At 43.5% G+C, this 14,216-nt stretch carries 9 protein-coding genes; 6 read left to right on the top strand and 3 right to left on the bottom strand.

Annotated features, from left to right (window positions below; all coding sequences use genetic code 11):
- Positions 1–20 precede the first annotated feature (20 nt).
- Positions 21–632 (bottom strand): fumarylacetoacetate hydrolase family protein, encoded by a 612-nt coding sequence (locus AHMF7605_RS06700; protein WP_106927663.1) that lies wholly within the window; start codon positions 630–632, stop codon positions 21–23.
- A 293-nt stretch (positions 633–925) separates the two neighbouring features.
- Between AHMF7605_RS06700 and AHMF7605_RS06695 the strand changes: the two genes are divergently transcribed.
- Positions 926–1,720 (top strand): M48 family metallopeptidase, encoded by a 795-nt coding sequence (locus AHMF7605_RS06695; RefSeq protein WP_106927661.1) that lies wholly within the window; start codon positions 926–928, stop codon positions 1,718–1,720.
- 460 nt (positions 1,721–2,180) lie between these two features.
- Here the strand turns inward: AHMF7605_RS06695 and AHMF7605_RS06690 are convergent, their stop codons facing one another.
- Positions 2,181–2,999 (bottom strand): 3'-5' exonuclease, encoded by an 819-nt coding sequence (locus AHMF7605_RS06690; RefSeq protein WP_106927659.1) that lies wholly within the window; start codon positions 2,997–2,999, stop codon positions 2,181–2,183.
- A gap of 7 nt (positions 3,000–3,006) precedes the next feature.
- Positions 3,007–4,386, bottom strand: coding sequence for a UDP-N-acetylmuramate--L-alanine ligase (locus tag AHMF7605_RS06685; RefSeq protein ID WP_106927656.1), 1,380 nt, complete (start codon positions 4,384–4,386; stop codon positions 3,007–3,009).
- 199 nt (positions 4,387–4,585) lie between these two features.
- Between AHMF7605_RS06685 and dnaB the strand changes: the two genes are divergently transcribed.
- The 5 genes from dnaB (at position 4,586) to AHMF7605_RS06660 (ending at position 14,115) form a co-directional block, all read left to right on the top strand.
- Positions 4,586–6,157 carry a replicative DNA helicase gene (gene dnaB, locus AHMF7605_RS06680; RefSeq protein ID WP_106927654.1) on the top strand — a complete coding sequence of 524 codons (1,572 nt, stop codon included), beginning with the start codon at positions 4,586–4,588 and terminating at the stop codon, positions 6,155–6,157.
- Between the two features lie 452 nt (positions 6,158–6,609).
- Positions 6,610–9,582 carry a SusC/RagA family TonB-linked outer membrane protein gene (locus AHMF7605_RS06675; RefSeq protein ID WP_106927652.1) on the top strand — a complete coding sequence of 991 codons (2,973 nt, stop codon included), beginning with the start codon at positions 6,610–6,612 and terminating at the stop codon, positions 9,580–9,582.
- A gap of 17 nt (positions 9,583–9,599) precedes the next feature.
- Positions 9,600–11,066: a RagB/SusD family nutrient uptake outer membrane protein gene (locus tag AHMF7605_RS06670; protein ID WP_106927650.1), complete on the top strand. Its 1,467-nt coding sequence runs from the start codon at positions 9,600–9,602 to the stop codon at positions 11,064–11,066.
- 70 nt (positions 11,067–11,136) lie between these two features.
- Positions 11,137–12,747, top strand: coding sequence for a glucoamylase family protein (locus AHMF7605_RS06665; protein WP_106927648.1), 1,611 nt, complete (start codon positions 11,137–11,139; stop codon positions 12,745–12,747).
- A gap of 18 nt (positions 12,748–12,765) precedes the next feature.
- Positions 12,766–14,115: a glucoamylase family protein gene (locus AHMF7605_RS06660; RefSeq protein ID WP_106927647.1), complete on the top strand. Its 1,350-nt coding sequence runs from the start codon at positions 12,766–12,768 to the stop codon at positions 14,113–14,115.
- Positions 14,116–14,216 lie beyond the last annotated feature (101 nt).

Here is a 14,216-nt window from a genome sequence, read left to right as displayed (position 1 = left end):
ATGCAACTAAAACGGAAAACTTACTTAATCTCAAAATTTAATATTTTTTTATCTTCTAAAAATCCTTCCAGCCGGTCGCCAATTTTAATTGGTCCTACACCCTGGGGGGTACCCGTAAAAATAATATCTCCTTTTTTCAACAACACAAACCGGGAAATATAAGAAATGATCGCTTCAAAATCATGCAGCATAAAACTAGTATTACCTTGCTGTTTCACTTCGTTGTTAACGCGCAAACTAAAATTTATATTTTTCAGATCCGGATAATCCGTTAGAGATAAAAATTCAGATACCGGGGCTGAGCCATTAAACCCTTTGGCTAAAGCCCAGGGCAAACCTTTACTTTTGGCTTTTGCCTGCAAATCACGGGCGGTAAAATCTATTCCCAGGCCAATAGCATCGTAATAGTTGGCGGCAAATTGGGCCGGAATATTTTTACCTTCTTTGCTGATGCGGAGAATAATTTCTACTTCGTGGTGAATTTCCTGGGTAAAATCCGGATAATAAAAGGGCTCGTTGTTTTTGAGTAAGGCCGTATCGGGTTTAAAAAAAATAACCGGTTCATCGGGTACTTCGTTATCAAGTTCGGCAATATGATCGGCGTAATTCCGGCCAATGCAAAGTATTTTCATGCGGCGATAGTTTTATTCAAAAATAGCTGAATAATTTTTTTGATAAAGTCTCTTAAACAAAAATTAGGGATTGTTTTTTATGAAATCAGGGTAAGCCTTGGTTATCAGTATATTGTTTTGCCCGAAAGATTGCCCAAATTAGAGACAACCAGATAACCGGAACATTTCGGGCTTACCTAATCGTATAAAGCCAACTGGCATGTAATATGTACTTATATAGAAAGATAATTGCTTGTAAATAGAAGGCAATTTTTTAATTAATGAATAAAACTGTTTCATCTAAAAGAAAAACTATGTGGAAGAAATTTTTGGTTTACAGTAGCTTACTAACGGTAATGAGTTGTGCTACTGTACCTATTACCGGTCGCCGGCAATTAGATTTAGTTTCGTCGTCGGAAATGCAGCAGATGAGTTATGCCTCGTATAAGCAAGTTTTAGATACGGCCAAAGTAGTAACCAACACCCAAAATACGGCTATGGTAAAACGGGTAGGGCAACGAATTCAACGGGCCGTAGAACAATACATGGCGCAGAATAACTTAAGCGACCAACTAGCGGGTTATGCCTGGGAATATAATTTAATTGAAGATCCGCAAATGAACGCCTGGTGTATGCCCGGTGGCAAAGTGGTAGTGTACACGGGAATTTTGCCGGTTACCCGCGATGAAACCGGCTTAGCCGTGGTGCTAGGGCACGAAATTGCGCACGCAATTGCCCGGCACGGCGATGAGCGCATGAGCCAGGGTTTGTTGCAGCAATTAGGGGGAGCTACTTTACAAGCGGCCATTGGTTCTAATCCTACTTTAACCCAAAATTTGTTTTTAACTGCTTTCGGGGCGGGCTCTCAGTTAGGTTTACTGGCCTACGGCCGAACCCAAGAATCAGAAGCGGACCGGTTAGGTCTTACTTTTATGGCCATGGCCGGTTACGATCCAAAGCAAGCCATAACTTTTTGGGAAAGAATGGCCGCCGGTAAAAATGGCCAGGCGCCGCCCGAATTTCTTTCTACTCACCCTTCCGACGAAACCCGGATTGCCAACATAGAAAAGCACATGCCGGAGGCATTAAAATATTATAAAAATAATTAGAATATATGGTCGATGGCAAGAGCCTGATGGCGTATAAGCCATCAGGCTCTTATTTTTTTATCTGAAGTATTATGAAAAAGAAATTATTTTGGATTGCCGCTCTAACTCTAGCATTAGTCCTTAAATCAGATAAAGCGAAATAGTTGCTGGTTGTTAGTTGTTTGTTGTTAGATTTAAAGATTATTGATTTGGAAAAAGGGTAAAGATTAAAGTATTAGGTTGATAAACTTCCCGTTCTTTAATATTGAAATTCTCTTTTGCTATCGCGAGCGTCCACGCTCGTGATGATTATCGTCCGGCCTCTGGCCGGTTGAAAATAGTTGTTTATATACATTTAATTGAAGCTTCTCCGTCTGCCCGGCCGGAGGCCTCCCACATGGTAGCCACGAGCGAAGACACTCGCGCCAGCAGAATTTTTACATTTTTAGCAACTTTCCAACTTTTCAACCTTTTAAATCTTTCAACCTATTTTAAAGCTGCCCTTAAAACTGCGGAGTTTAATGCGGGTAAATATTTTTTTAGTTTGCAGCGGAAAATCGCCTTTCATGAGCCAATCGTAGTAATGCGGATCTTTGGCAAAAATTTCTTCAACGGGTACGTTTTTATGTTTCCCGAAATTAAATACTTCCTGACCAGCCGCATTAAAGAGAATACGACCCGATAAATCGGCGGTATTCTGAAACGTAAATTTATGCAGCTTCGTCATGTCGTTGATTACCGGAAATTCTTCCTGGCAATCAGGCGTGGTAACCGATACGTTTTCGTATTTTTCTAATTGTGCCTTTAAAATATCATAAGTAGCTATGGTATCCGCTTCGGCAGTATGGGCATTTTCCAGGGGTTTACCGCAGTAAAACTTATAAGCCGCCGTTAAAGTGCGCTGTTCCATCTGGTGGAAAATGCGGCAAACATCCACAATAGAACGGTTGGTGATATCAAAATCAATATCTACGCGTAAAAACTCTTCGGCTAGTAACGGAATATCAAACTTTATTAAATTATAACCCGCTAAATCGCAGCCTTTTAAAAAAGCATCTACCTGGTGCGCTACTTTCGCAAAAGTGGGTGCATCTTTTACATCTTCGTCGTAAATATTATGAATTAAACTGGTTTCCAGCGGAATGGGAATGGTGGGATTAATGCGCATGGTTTTGAGAACTTCTTCTCCGGCAGGCATTACTTTCAGCATACAAATTTCCACTATCCGGTCGCGGCAAATATCCAGACCAGTAGTTTCCAGATCAAAAAAAACAATGGGTTTACGCAGGTTAAGTTTCATGAGCGCTTTATATCTGGCAAATGCTGGTAGCCAATGATTGTACATCCATATTATCGTACGTGCCCGAACTCATCAGCAACAAATTGTGATTTTTCCAATTCAAGGACTCAAGATACTGAATTAGTTGCTGACTATCGTTAAACACCTGGATAGTATCGTTGGCAAAAGCTTGTTTTATGTCCTCGGGCTGCAGGGCGGGCAGGCGTTTGTGTTCCAAGGTTTTAGGATTAAAGTAAACAATAGGCAGATCGGCATTACCCAAAGCCCCTTTGTACTGCGGTAGAAAATTTTTGTTTAAACTGCTGAAAGTGTGCAGTTCCAGGCAAGCCACTAAGGCTCGGTCCGGAAACTGTTTTTTTAAGGCTTCGGTGGTAGCTTTTACTTTAGAAGGAGCGTGGGCAAAATCCTTGTAAATGCGGGTAAAATTATTTCCCCCTAAAAACTCCAGCCGGCGGGCCGCGCCTTTAAACGTTTTAAGGGCTTCGTAAAATGCCTGGGGTTTAATTCCTACCTGCCGACAAACTTCTTTAGCCGCTGAAATATTACGCAGATTATGCTCGCCAAAAATCTGGAGCGGAATATCGTCTTTTTTGGTTCGTAAATAAGTAATGCCGTTATGCACCTGGTGTTCGTGTGCGGTATAGCCAATATATTTAACTAAATCGTTGCGGGGCACGCAAATGTGCAGCACTTGTTCATCGTCCTGGTTATAAATAATAGTACCTGCCTTAGGAGTCATGTCGGCGAATAGCCGAAACTGTTCCCGGTAAACTTTAGGGTCCGGAAATACATTGATATGATCCCAACTAATACCGCTAATAACGCCAATGTGATGGTGATACAAATGAAATTTTGGTACTCTTTGAATGGGCGAAGCTAAATATTCATCGCCTTCAATAATAATAATGGGAGCCTCTTCGGTAAGCTTTACCATATTATCAAAACCCTCTAACTGCGCTCCCACAGCGTAATCAAACAAGCGGTTGTGGTATTGCAACACGTGGAGGATAATAGAAGTAATAGACGTTTTACCGTGGCTACCCCCAATAACAATGCGTTGTTTATTTACTGATTGCTGGTAAATAAACTCCGGGAAAGAATAAATAGGAAGATTTAATTCCTGGGCTCGCTGCAATTCCGGGTTGTCGGACCGGGCATGCATTCCCAGAATAACCGCATCCAGCTCCGGCGTAATTTTTTCGGGAAACCAACCCATTGAGGCGGGTAAAATCCCCGCTGCCTGTAAGCGGTCGTACGCCGGATTAAATATTTCATCGTCGGAGCCGCTAATTTGCAGGCCTTTTTGGTGGAGCGCCAGCGCCAGGTTATGCATGATGCTGCCGCCCACAGCAATAAGATGAATGCGTTGCAATTGCGTTGTTTGCATGTAATCGAGTGAGTAAGACGACAAATGTACAAATTTTTTTTACTCTCGGACACGCGAAAACACTTATGGCTATTGGCGCTTACTTTGAAAAAAGAGTATAAAATGTTTTACTTGGTTCAGTACCAGCACGAAAGGATTTGTGGACGAAAAGGTTTATAAATTGTTAATAAGCCAATCGAGAACTTTGTTAGATTTGTGTATGGAGGAGAGTAAAGTAAAGTTTTCCCGTGATGGAAAAAATGCCCGTTGGAATGGCAAGAGTTCTATAACTGCCGGTTTAGGTAAAATACCGCCCCAATCCCTGGATTTAGAGGAAGCGGTATTAGGAGCGTTAATGCTCGAAAAAGACGCCTTAACTACGGTTATTGATATTTTAAAACCGCAAAGTTTTTACAAAGATGCGCACCAGAAAATTTTTAAGGCAATCCTGGCGCTTTTTGATAAATCAGAACCCATTGATATTTTAACGGTTACGCAGCAATTGCGGGAAGACGGGGAATTGGAGTTTGTGGGTGGGCCGTACTACATCATGAACCTGACGACGCGCATCCACTCGGCGGCTAACGTGGAATTTCACGCGCGCATTATTACCGAAAATTCCATTAAGCGGGACCTTATCTCAATTTCCAGCGAAGTAGAAAAACGAGCTTTTGAAGATACTACCGACGTGTTTGATTTACTCGATTACGCCGAAAAATCGTTGTTTGAAGTATCCGAAGCCAATATCCGCAAAAACTTCGACGATATGCGCTCCTTGATGCACAAAGCCATTAAGGAACTCGAGGAAAAGAAAAACCAGAAAGAAGGCTTAACCGGGGTACCCAGCGGTTTTACGGCTTTGGACCGGGTTACTTCGGGCTGGCAACCGTCTGATTTAGTGATACTTGCAGCCAGGCCAGCGATGGGTAAAACCGCGTTTGTCGTATCTGCCATGCGGAACGCGGCCGTAGACTTCCGGAAACCGGTAGCAATTTTTTCGTTAGAAATGTCTTCGTTGCAGTTGGTTAACCGTTTAATTTCGGCGGAAGCGGAACTGGAAGGGGAAAAAATTAAAAAAGGAAATCTCGCCGATTACGAATGGGCGCAGCTCAACCACAAAATTTCCCGGTTATCTGAAGCCCCCATTTACATTGATGATACACCGGGGTTATCTATCCGGGAATTGCGCACCAAATGCCGCCGCCTGAAAGCCCAGCACGATATTCAAATGATCATCATCGACTACTTGCAGCTGATGACCGGGAACGAAGGCAAAGGGGTAGGCGGTAACCGGGAACAAGAAATTGCGTCTATTTCGCGGGCTTTAAAAATGTTAGCCAAAGAATTAAGCGTGCCGGTCATTGCTCTGTCGCAGCTCAGCCGGGCCGTAGAAACCCGCGGGGGCGATAAAAAACCGCAGCTTTCCGACTTACGGGAATCCGGCTCCATTGAGCAGGATGCCGACATGGTAATCTTTTTGTATCGCCCGGAGTATTACGGCATTACCGAAGACGAACTCGGCAACCCTACCCAAGGTGTGGGAGAGGTAATTATTGCCAAACACCGGAACGGTTCTATCGGCAGCGTTAACCTGAAATTTATTGGTAAGTTTACTAAGTTCGGCGACCTGGAAGGCGACTTCGGCAGCGATCCGTTTGGTGGCGGCAATGCTTTACCACCCAGTAATTTTGACGATCCGTTTGGCGGCGGCAATGCCGTACGTTTACCCAGCAAAATGAACGGCGATTCTTTACCTAAATCCAGCTTTGATACCGAAGAGCCACCTTTTTAAGTTGCTGGTTGAAAGGTTAGAAAGTTAAAAAGTTTGAAAGTTAGATTCTGTTATGAAATATAAAGTTCGTATCTACTAATGTTTGTCCCATTTAATTTATAGAAACAAAAATTAGCATTTATTCCAGCTTGAGACCCTTTTAAGCCTAAATTTCTAATTTGTAATTAGGTGAAGCACAAGTATGATTAGAAGCTAAGCTATAAAGTAGTAAAAATAAATCTATAATTAGCCAAAAGCCTCCTACGGGAGGCTTTTGGTTTTAAATGAGAATTGCTACAAGCCTTTTTTAAGGTAGATATTATAAAAATATTCAAATAAAGTTCCTGTTTTTCAGCGCATCAGGTTTTTGTATTTAGATATTCTGTAAAAAATAGCCCTTCTGCAAGCATCAAATTTAAAAATGGGCGTATAAAGATGATGTCATTTTATACTTTCATTCTTATAGCACAAATATGAAAAAACACCTTTTACTATTATTGTGTCTGTTTACTGTTCGTTTACTTTATGCCCAGGATGCCGTGCCAATCTCGGGCCGGGTTACCGACGCCAAAACCGGTGAAGCCCTGATTGCAGTAAGCGTGCTCGTTAAAGGTACTACTTCGGGCGCCCAAACAGACGTGGAGGGTAATTTTACCGTAAATGCTCCCGCCAATGCCACTCTCGTTTTTAGCTACATTGGTTATCAGCAACAAGAAGTGCCGGTAAATAACCGCACTACCATTAACGTACAATTAGCTACCGATGCTACCCAGTTAAACGAAGTAGTAGTAGTGGGATATGGTACCCAGCAAAAGCGCGACGTAACCGGTTCTATTACGTCGGTTAAAGGCGATGAACTGATAAAACAATCTTCTCAAAATCCGGTGAGCTCTATCCAGGGCCGGGTAGCCGGGGTGCAAATTACCAACACCGGTACACCGGGCGCTTCTCCCCAGGTCCGGATACGGGGAGTGGGCTCCGCGCAGGGTGGAGTAGAGCCGCTTTATGTGGTAGACGGTACTTTTGTGCCGGATTTAAGCTTTTTGAACCCTGCCGATATTGAGTCGATGGAAGTTTTAAAAGATGCTTCCAGCGCCTCTATTTACGGGGTGCGGGCCGCGAATGGGGTGGTGTTAGTTACTACCCGGAAAGGAAAAGCGGGAGCGCCTCGAATTAATTACAATGGTTTTGCGGGTATTCAGAAGGTAACCAACCGTTTAGAAATGGCGAATGCCCAGGAATACGCTACTCTTATCAACGAGAAATTTGCCATTATTGAAGAGCCCCGCACCTTACCATTAACTACTCCTTCTACGGATTGGTACGATCAGGTATTACGTACTGCCCAGGTTCATAACCATCAGTTGAGTATGTCGGGCGGAACGGAGCGGATTACGTATAATTTTAGTGGTAGTTACCTGAACCAACAAGGTATTGTTAAAAAGAACGATTTTGAACGGATAACCGCCCGGTTGCAAACCGATTTTAAAGTAACCAACAATATTAAGGTGGGATATAATGCAATATTCACGAACATCAAAACCGATACTATTCCTTCCGGAGTTTTATACCAGGCGTATGTTGCTCCCCCCATTTTACCGGTTAGAGAAGCAAATGGCCGCTACGGAGACCCGGCCAGTATTAATTTAGGTAATTTTTCTAACCCACAAGCCAGTTTAGATTGGTTTAACCAAGTCAATCGCTCCCAACGGTTAACGGGTAATGTATTCGGCGAATTAACTTTCTTAAAAGATTTTACTTTCCGGACCAGTTTGGGTTTAAACTATGGCGTAAGTGATTACCGGAATTATAAATCTCGCGATTCTTTAACTTCCATTCAATTTGCCGAAAGAAGCCTTTTAACTAAAGGAAACCTAAAAAGTAACAGCTGGCTTTGGGAAAATACCTTAACGTATAGTAAAGAAATTGGCGCAAACCGGTTCACGGTTTTATTAGGGATATCCTCTCAAAGAGATCGCTGGGAAGAAGTTATTGGTACCATCAACGATGTGCCTAATAATTCGGAAGCTTCTTATTATTTTTCTTTAGGCGATCAGGCAACGGCCCGAATCCAGAATACCGGCGACTTGTATACTTTTGCTTCGTATTTCGGGCGAATCAACTATGCTTTTAAGGATAAATACTTATTAACTACTAGTCTGCGCTACGATGGTTCTTCTAAATTTCCGGAAGGCAACCGGTTCGATATTTTTCCTTCTGTAGGATTAGGCTGGATGGTAACCGAAGAATCCTTTATGAAAAATCAGACGGCCATCAATAACCTGAAAGTGCGGGCCAGTTGGGGTAAATTAGGTAATAGTAATATACCTTCAAATGTTTTTAACCAAACGGCTAGTTTAATTCCTGGTTATATTGCTTTCTTCGGAGGAATACCTTACACCGGAGGTAATTTTGATCAGGCAGTTCCACCTACTCTTTTGTGGGAAGTGGTAAAGGAAACTGATTTAGGATTTGAAATGGTTACCCTTAATAACCGCTTAACAGTAGAAGCAGATTGGTACGATAAAAGAACCGAAGATGCTATTTTTAGAGTTCCTTTTTTAAGCTCATCTGGTTTGGGAGGTTCTATTAATGGAAATTTTGCCAGTTTTAAAAATACTGGGGTTGAATTTGCTGCTAATTGGAATACCGAAGCAACTTCCAACTTTAGGTACAATGTGGGCTTTAACGTAGCTTATAACCGAAACGAAGTTACTAATATCGATACTTCCATTCCCCAATATGGCGGTAGCGGCGGAGTTGCCGGTAATTTAACCACTATTTCCCGGCTAGGAGATCCTATTGGTTCTTTCTATGGGTTTGTCGTGGATGGTGTTTATCAAACCGAACAGGAAGTTACGGGTTCCGCTCAACCTGCTGCTAAACCGGGCGATTTCAGATACCGCGATTTAAATAATGATAAGGTAATAGATAACCGGGACAGAACCATTATCGGTAATCCTAATCCCCGTTTTATTTACGGCATTAATTCGGGCTTTAATTTTTATAATTTCGACTTGCAACTAGATATTCAGGGAGTGGCCGGAGTAGAAATTTACAATGCTAATAAAGGAAATCGATTTGGTAATGAGAATTATACCAAAGATTTCTTTGAGAATCGCTGGCACGGGGCAGGTACCTCTAACTCTTATCCTTCGGCCGATTTGAGCGGGGTTAATTTAGATCCGAATAGTTGGTACATAGAGAATGGCGATTATATCCGGATTAGAAATTTACAAGTGGGTTATACCCTGCCAACTAATCTTACCGGTAAATGGAAAATACAATCCATTCGTTTTTACGCGAATGCCCAGAATCCCGTGACCTTTTTCAAGTATAACGGCTTTACTCCCGAAGTGGGCGGGCCGCCAACCAATGCCGGGATAGATTTAAACGTTTATCCTCTTTCGGCAACCTATAATTTCGGTGTCAACGTTAATTTTTAATCTAGCATTATTTTCAAATGAAAAATATATTTTATAAAACTAAATGTAAAGTTCTGATCAGTTTTAGTATTCTGGCTTTAGGAGGATTTTATTCCTGTAAGGAAGAATTCCTAGATGTAGACCCGCAGGGTAAGCCAGAAGAATCAGAATTTTTTGTGAATCAGGAACAAGCCGTAATGGGAGTGAATTCCATTTACGCGCACTTGCGGTCTTGGCCGGTTGCTGCCTTTGCCCACCTGGCGCTAACCACTATTGCGTCTGATGATGCAGAAAAAGGGAGTACGCCGGGTGATGCTTCCTTTATGAATGATTTTGATAATTTCACGTTTACCTCCACCCAATTTACGCTGAATGATTACTGGAGCGGACAATACGCGGGCATAAACCTAACAAACCAGGTGCTCACCAGAGTACCGGCCATTACCATGGATGAAAGCTTAAAGGCTCGCTTGCTGGCCGAAGCTAAATTTCTGCGAGCCTTTTATTATTTTAACTTAGTACGGGCATTCGGCGGCGTTCCACTGGTAACTAAAATTCCGGAAACAACAGAAGAGTTAAATCCCACCCGAGCATCTGCGGAAGAGGTATACGCCCTAATTATTAGCGATCTGACCGATGCATCGGCGGTACTGCCGGTAAGTTACGATGCTGCTAATGTGGGACGGGCTACGAAAGGAGCCGCTTTAGGCATGCTGGCGAAAGTAAAAATGTACCAAAAGTCCTGGACCGAGGTTTTAAGCCTGACTGAGCAGGTAATGGCTTTGCCTTATTCTTTAACGTCTGATTATTACCAGATTTTCCGATTTGCGGGGGAGAACAATGCCGAGTCTATTTTTGAAGTTCAGGCGGAAGTAATATCGGGTAACTGCGATGCTTCTAACAGTCAATGGGCGGAAGTACAAGGTGCCCGGCCTACTTTTGGCTGGGGTTTTAGTATTCCTACCACCGATTTAGAAAATGCCTTCGAACCCGGAGATGTTCGAAAAGAAGCCACCATTTTATACCGCGGGGAAGTTACTCCGGAAGGTGATAAAATTCTCGAAACAGCTGATAATCCTCGTTATAATCAAAAAGCCTATGTGCCCGGCTCCGTGGCGAAAGAATGCGGTTACGGACATGGCCAGAATATCCGGATTTTGCGCTTAGCCGAAGTATTATTAATGCACGCCGAAGCAGCTAACGAGTTAGGTCAAACCGATAAGGCATTAAGTTCTTTAAACCGCGTTCGCGAACGCGCCGGTTTAGATCCAGTTACTACAACGGATCAGGCCCAACTAAGAAATACAATCTGGCACGAACGCCGGGTGGAATTAGCTTTAGAAAATGGGGATCGCTTCTTTGATTTGGTACGGCAAGGACGGGCGGCCGAAGTATTGCGGGCGCAAGGTAAAAGCTTTACTCCCGGCAAAAACGAAGTTTACGCCATTCCGCAAAATCAAATTGAACTGAGCGGCGGAAAACTCACTCAAAATCCTGGTTACTAGGTATTAAAAGCAGGAAGCCAGAATATCGGGCTTCCTGCTTTTATTTTAATTGTTTTTGAGTTGTTAATGAATGATCTACTCTCGCCTGCTTTACCTTTTAATACTTATTACCTTCATTTCCTGTAAGGCAGAAGAAGAAAATCCTACTCCGCCGGTAATCACGCCCGATGTAATCCCAATTACGCCCGACAAAGAAATTTTAGATAAGGTTCAGCAAGCTACTCTCCAATATTTCTGGGAATATGGCCATCCTGTTTCGGGTATGGCCCGGGAACGTTCCGGTTCCGGCGATTTAGTTACTAGTGGCGGCACTGGCTTTGGGATTTCGGCTATTATTGTGGGCGTAAACCGCAGTTGGATTACCCGGTCGGAGGCCGTTGAGCGTCTTACCAAAATGTGCGATTTCTTAAATTCGGCAGATAGGTTTCACGGGGCCTGGAGTCATTGGCTCGATGGGAGTACCGGTAAAGTAATTGCATTTAGCTCGAAAGATAACGGCGGCGATTTGGTAGAAACTTCTTTCCTGATAAATGGCTTGTTAACGGCCCGGGCTTATTTTAATAATGCCGATGCCAAAGAAACTGAATTACGCAGTAAAATAACCCAATTGTGGGAAACCGTAGAATGGAATTGGTACGCCTCGCGCGGAGATAATCTTTTATACTGGCACTGGAGTCCGGATTATAATTGGGAAATGAATATGCCCATCCGGGGCTGGAACGAATGCCTGATTACCTATATTCTAGCTTTAAGTTCTCCCACGTATGCCATCTCGCCGACAGTTTATCAGAATACTTTTCACTCACCGGGTTTTACCAATGGATTGCCTTCTGAGGGATATACTCTTAACATTGGTCCTGGCTTCGGCGGCCCCTTATTTTTCGCCCATTATTCTTTTTTGAGTCTGGATCCCCGCCAAATGCAAGACCAGTACACCTTTTACTGGGAACAAAACGTGAAACATACCCTCATTGACCGCGCTTATTGCTTGTACGAAGCCCCCAAAGCTTACGGCTATCATACCAGTTTATGGGGACTTACTGCTTCTGATGATCCGGATGGCTACAAAGCGCATCAGCCAACCGACGATAATGGCACCATAGCTCCCACGGCAGCTATTAGTTCCATGCCTTATACACCTTATTACTCCATGCAGGTGCTGCGACATTTGTATACTACTTTAGGTAAACAGCTTTATGGCAAATACGGCTTTTACGATGCTTATAACCGATCGAAAGGTTGGGTGGCTAAAGATTATCTGGCCATTGACCAAGGACCTATTATTATAATGATCGAAAATTACCGTAGTAGGTTACTTTGGGAATTATTTACTAAAATACCCGAAGTGCAGAATGGTTTACTAATAGCCAACATTCAACAACCCAAACCGGAAACGGGTTTTTACTTGGCCATACCCGAAATTAGATCTGGTTTATACGATTTACTAAAACACCCTGACCAAAATAAATACCCGTTAGATGTAGCCATACAAACAGCCGGAAGCTTTACCTTAAACTTGGAAAAGGAAGATGGTACCGTAGCGGAAAATATCTGGCCGCAAGAGCCCAAAGCGCCTGGCTTGTACCCGGTAACATTCGGCGAAAATGTACCGCCTGGGAAATATACTTTGCACTTAGGCAGCGCAGCTGGGGAGAAGAAATTAGCCGTTTACTTGCATTAAATTTAAAAAAATCCGCCTATGAAAAACGTTCTTCTTATTTTAATCGGCCTTGTTCTAACGCCCGGATTACTGCAGGCACAAAAAACGAAGTTCCAAAAAAACACGAATGTTTTTGATAGTTCGCGACCTAAAAACCTGTCGGACGAGCAGTTGCTGGACTTGGTGCAAAAACAAACGTTTGCTTATTTCTGGGATTTTGCCCACCCAATTAGCGGCATGGCTCGCGAACGCAGCAACCAATCTTTTGATTACGGCGACGAAGTGGTAACTACTGGGGGTACCGGGTTTGGCTTAATGGGTATTATTGTGGCCGCCGAGCGGGGCTGGATTACGCGCCAGCAAGCCGCCGAGCGCACGTTAAAAATTGTCAACTTTCTTTGGAAAGCCGATCAGTTTCACGGCGTGTTTCCGCATTGGCTCGATGGGGCTACCGGCAAAGTTATTCGGTTTAGCCCGAAGGATGACGGGGGTGATTTGGTAGAAACGTCGTTTTTGTTTCAAGGTCTGATTTGTGCCCGGCAATATTTCACCCAGAACAATCCTACCGAAAGCCAGCTGCGTAACAAAATATTGTGGATGTGGGAAGGCGTGGAATGGAACTGGCACACCCAGGGCGGCCAAAATGTATTGTACTGGCACTGGAGCCCCAATAATGGCTGGAGCATGAACCACCAGATCCGGGGCTGGAACGAATGTTTGATTACCTACGTGTTAGCGGCCTCTTCGCCTAAATTTGCCATTGATCCCAACGTTTACCACCAGGGCTGGACCAACAGTAATTTTTTTCGCAACGACCGGGATTTTTTTAAAATAAAGCTGCCTTTAGGGTTTGATTACGGCGGACCTTTGTTTTTTTCGCATTATTCGTTTTTAGGGCTCAACCCGAAAGGTTTAAAAGACCAGTACGCCGATTACTGGCAGCAAAATGTAAATCATACCTTAATTAACCGGGCTTATTGCCTCCAAAATCCGAAAAAGTTTAAAGGCTACGGACCCAACTGCTGGGGTTTAACCGCCAGCGATAACCACCAAGGTTACGGTGCGCATTCCCCCGCCGAAGATTTAGGCGTAATCACTCCTACTGCGGCCCTTTCTGCCTTCCCGTACACACCGGAGTATTCCATGCAAGCGCTAAAACATTTTTATAACGATCTGGGAGATAAAATCTGGAGCAAATACGGCTTTGTGGATGCTTTTAACGAAACCGAAAACTGGTACGCCCAATCGCACCTCGCCATCGATCAGGGACCCATTATCGTGATGATTGAAAATTACCGTACCGGTTTAATCTGGAAGCTATTTATGAGTTCGCCGGATGTGCAGCAAGGTTTGAAAAAGTTAGGTTTTCAAAGCCCGGAGTTAAAGTAGTATTTAGTCCCTGGACGATAGTCCACAGACCACATTTCAAGCAATAAGTTTTCCTCTCGCGAGCGTCCTCGTTCGGGAGTAATATGGTCCGGCCTCTGGTC

The organism is Adhaeribacter arboris (assembly GCF_003023845.1).
In the GTDB taxonomy this organism is placed as follows: Bacteria; Bacteroidota; Bacteroidia; order Cytophagales; family Hymenobacteraceae; genus Adhaeribacter; species Adhaeribacter arboris.
The sequence above is the reverse complement of the archived record's forward strand: the minus strand, read 5'-3'. Positions and strand labels throughout refer to the sequence as shown.

Excerpts from the sequence above, each read along its gene's own strand:
- AHMF7605_RS06690 (WP_106927659.1), bottom strand. The coding sequence starts at position 2,999 with ATGAAACTTAACCTGCGTAAACCCATTGTTTTTTTTGATCTGGAAACT.
- AHMF7605_RS06665 (WP_106927648.1), top strand. The coding sequence starts at position 11,137 with ATGATCTACTCTCGCCTGCTTTACCTTTTAATACTTATTACCTTCATT.
- AHMF7605_RS06660 (WP_106927647.1), top strand. The coding sequence starts at position 12,766 with ATGAAAAACGTTCTTCTTATTTTAATCGGCCTTGTTCTAACGCCCGGA.
- AHMF7605_RS06685 (WP_106927656.1), bottom strand. The coding sequence starts at position 4,386 with ATGCAAACAACGCAATTGCAACGCATTCATCTTATTGCTGTGGGCGGC.
- AHMF7605_RS06675 (WP_106927652.1), top strand. The coding sequence starts at position 6,610 with ATGAAAAAACACCTTTTACTATTATTGTGTCTGTTTACTGTTCGTTTA.
- AHMF7605_RS06695 (WP_106927661.1), top strand. The coding sequence starts at position 926 with ATGTGGAAGAAATTTTTGGTTTACAGTAGCTTACTAACGGTAATGAGT.
- AHMF7605_RS06670 (WP_106927650.1), top strand. The coding sequence starts at position 9,600 with ATGAAAAATATATTTTATAAAACTAAATGTAAAGTTCTGATCAGTTTT.
- dnaB (WP_106927654.1), top strand. The coding sequence starts at position 4,586 with ATGGAGGAGAGTAAAGTAAAGTTTTCCCGTGATGGAAAAAATGCCCGT.
- AHMF7605_RS06700 (WP_106927663.1), bottom strand. The coding sequence starts at position 632 with ATGAAAATACTTTGCATTGGCCGGAATTACGCCGATCATATTGCCGAA.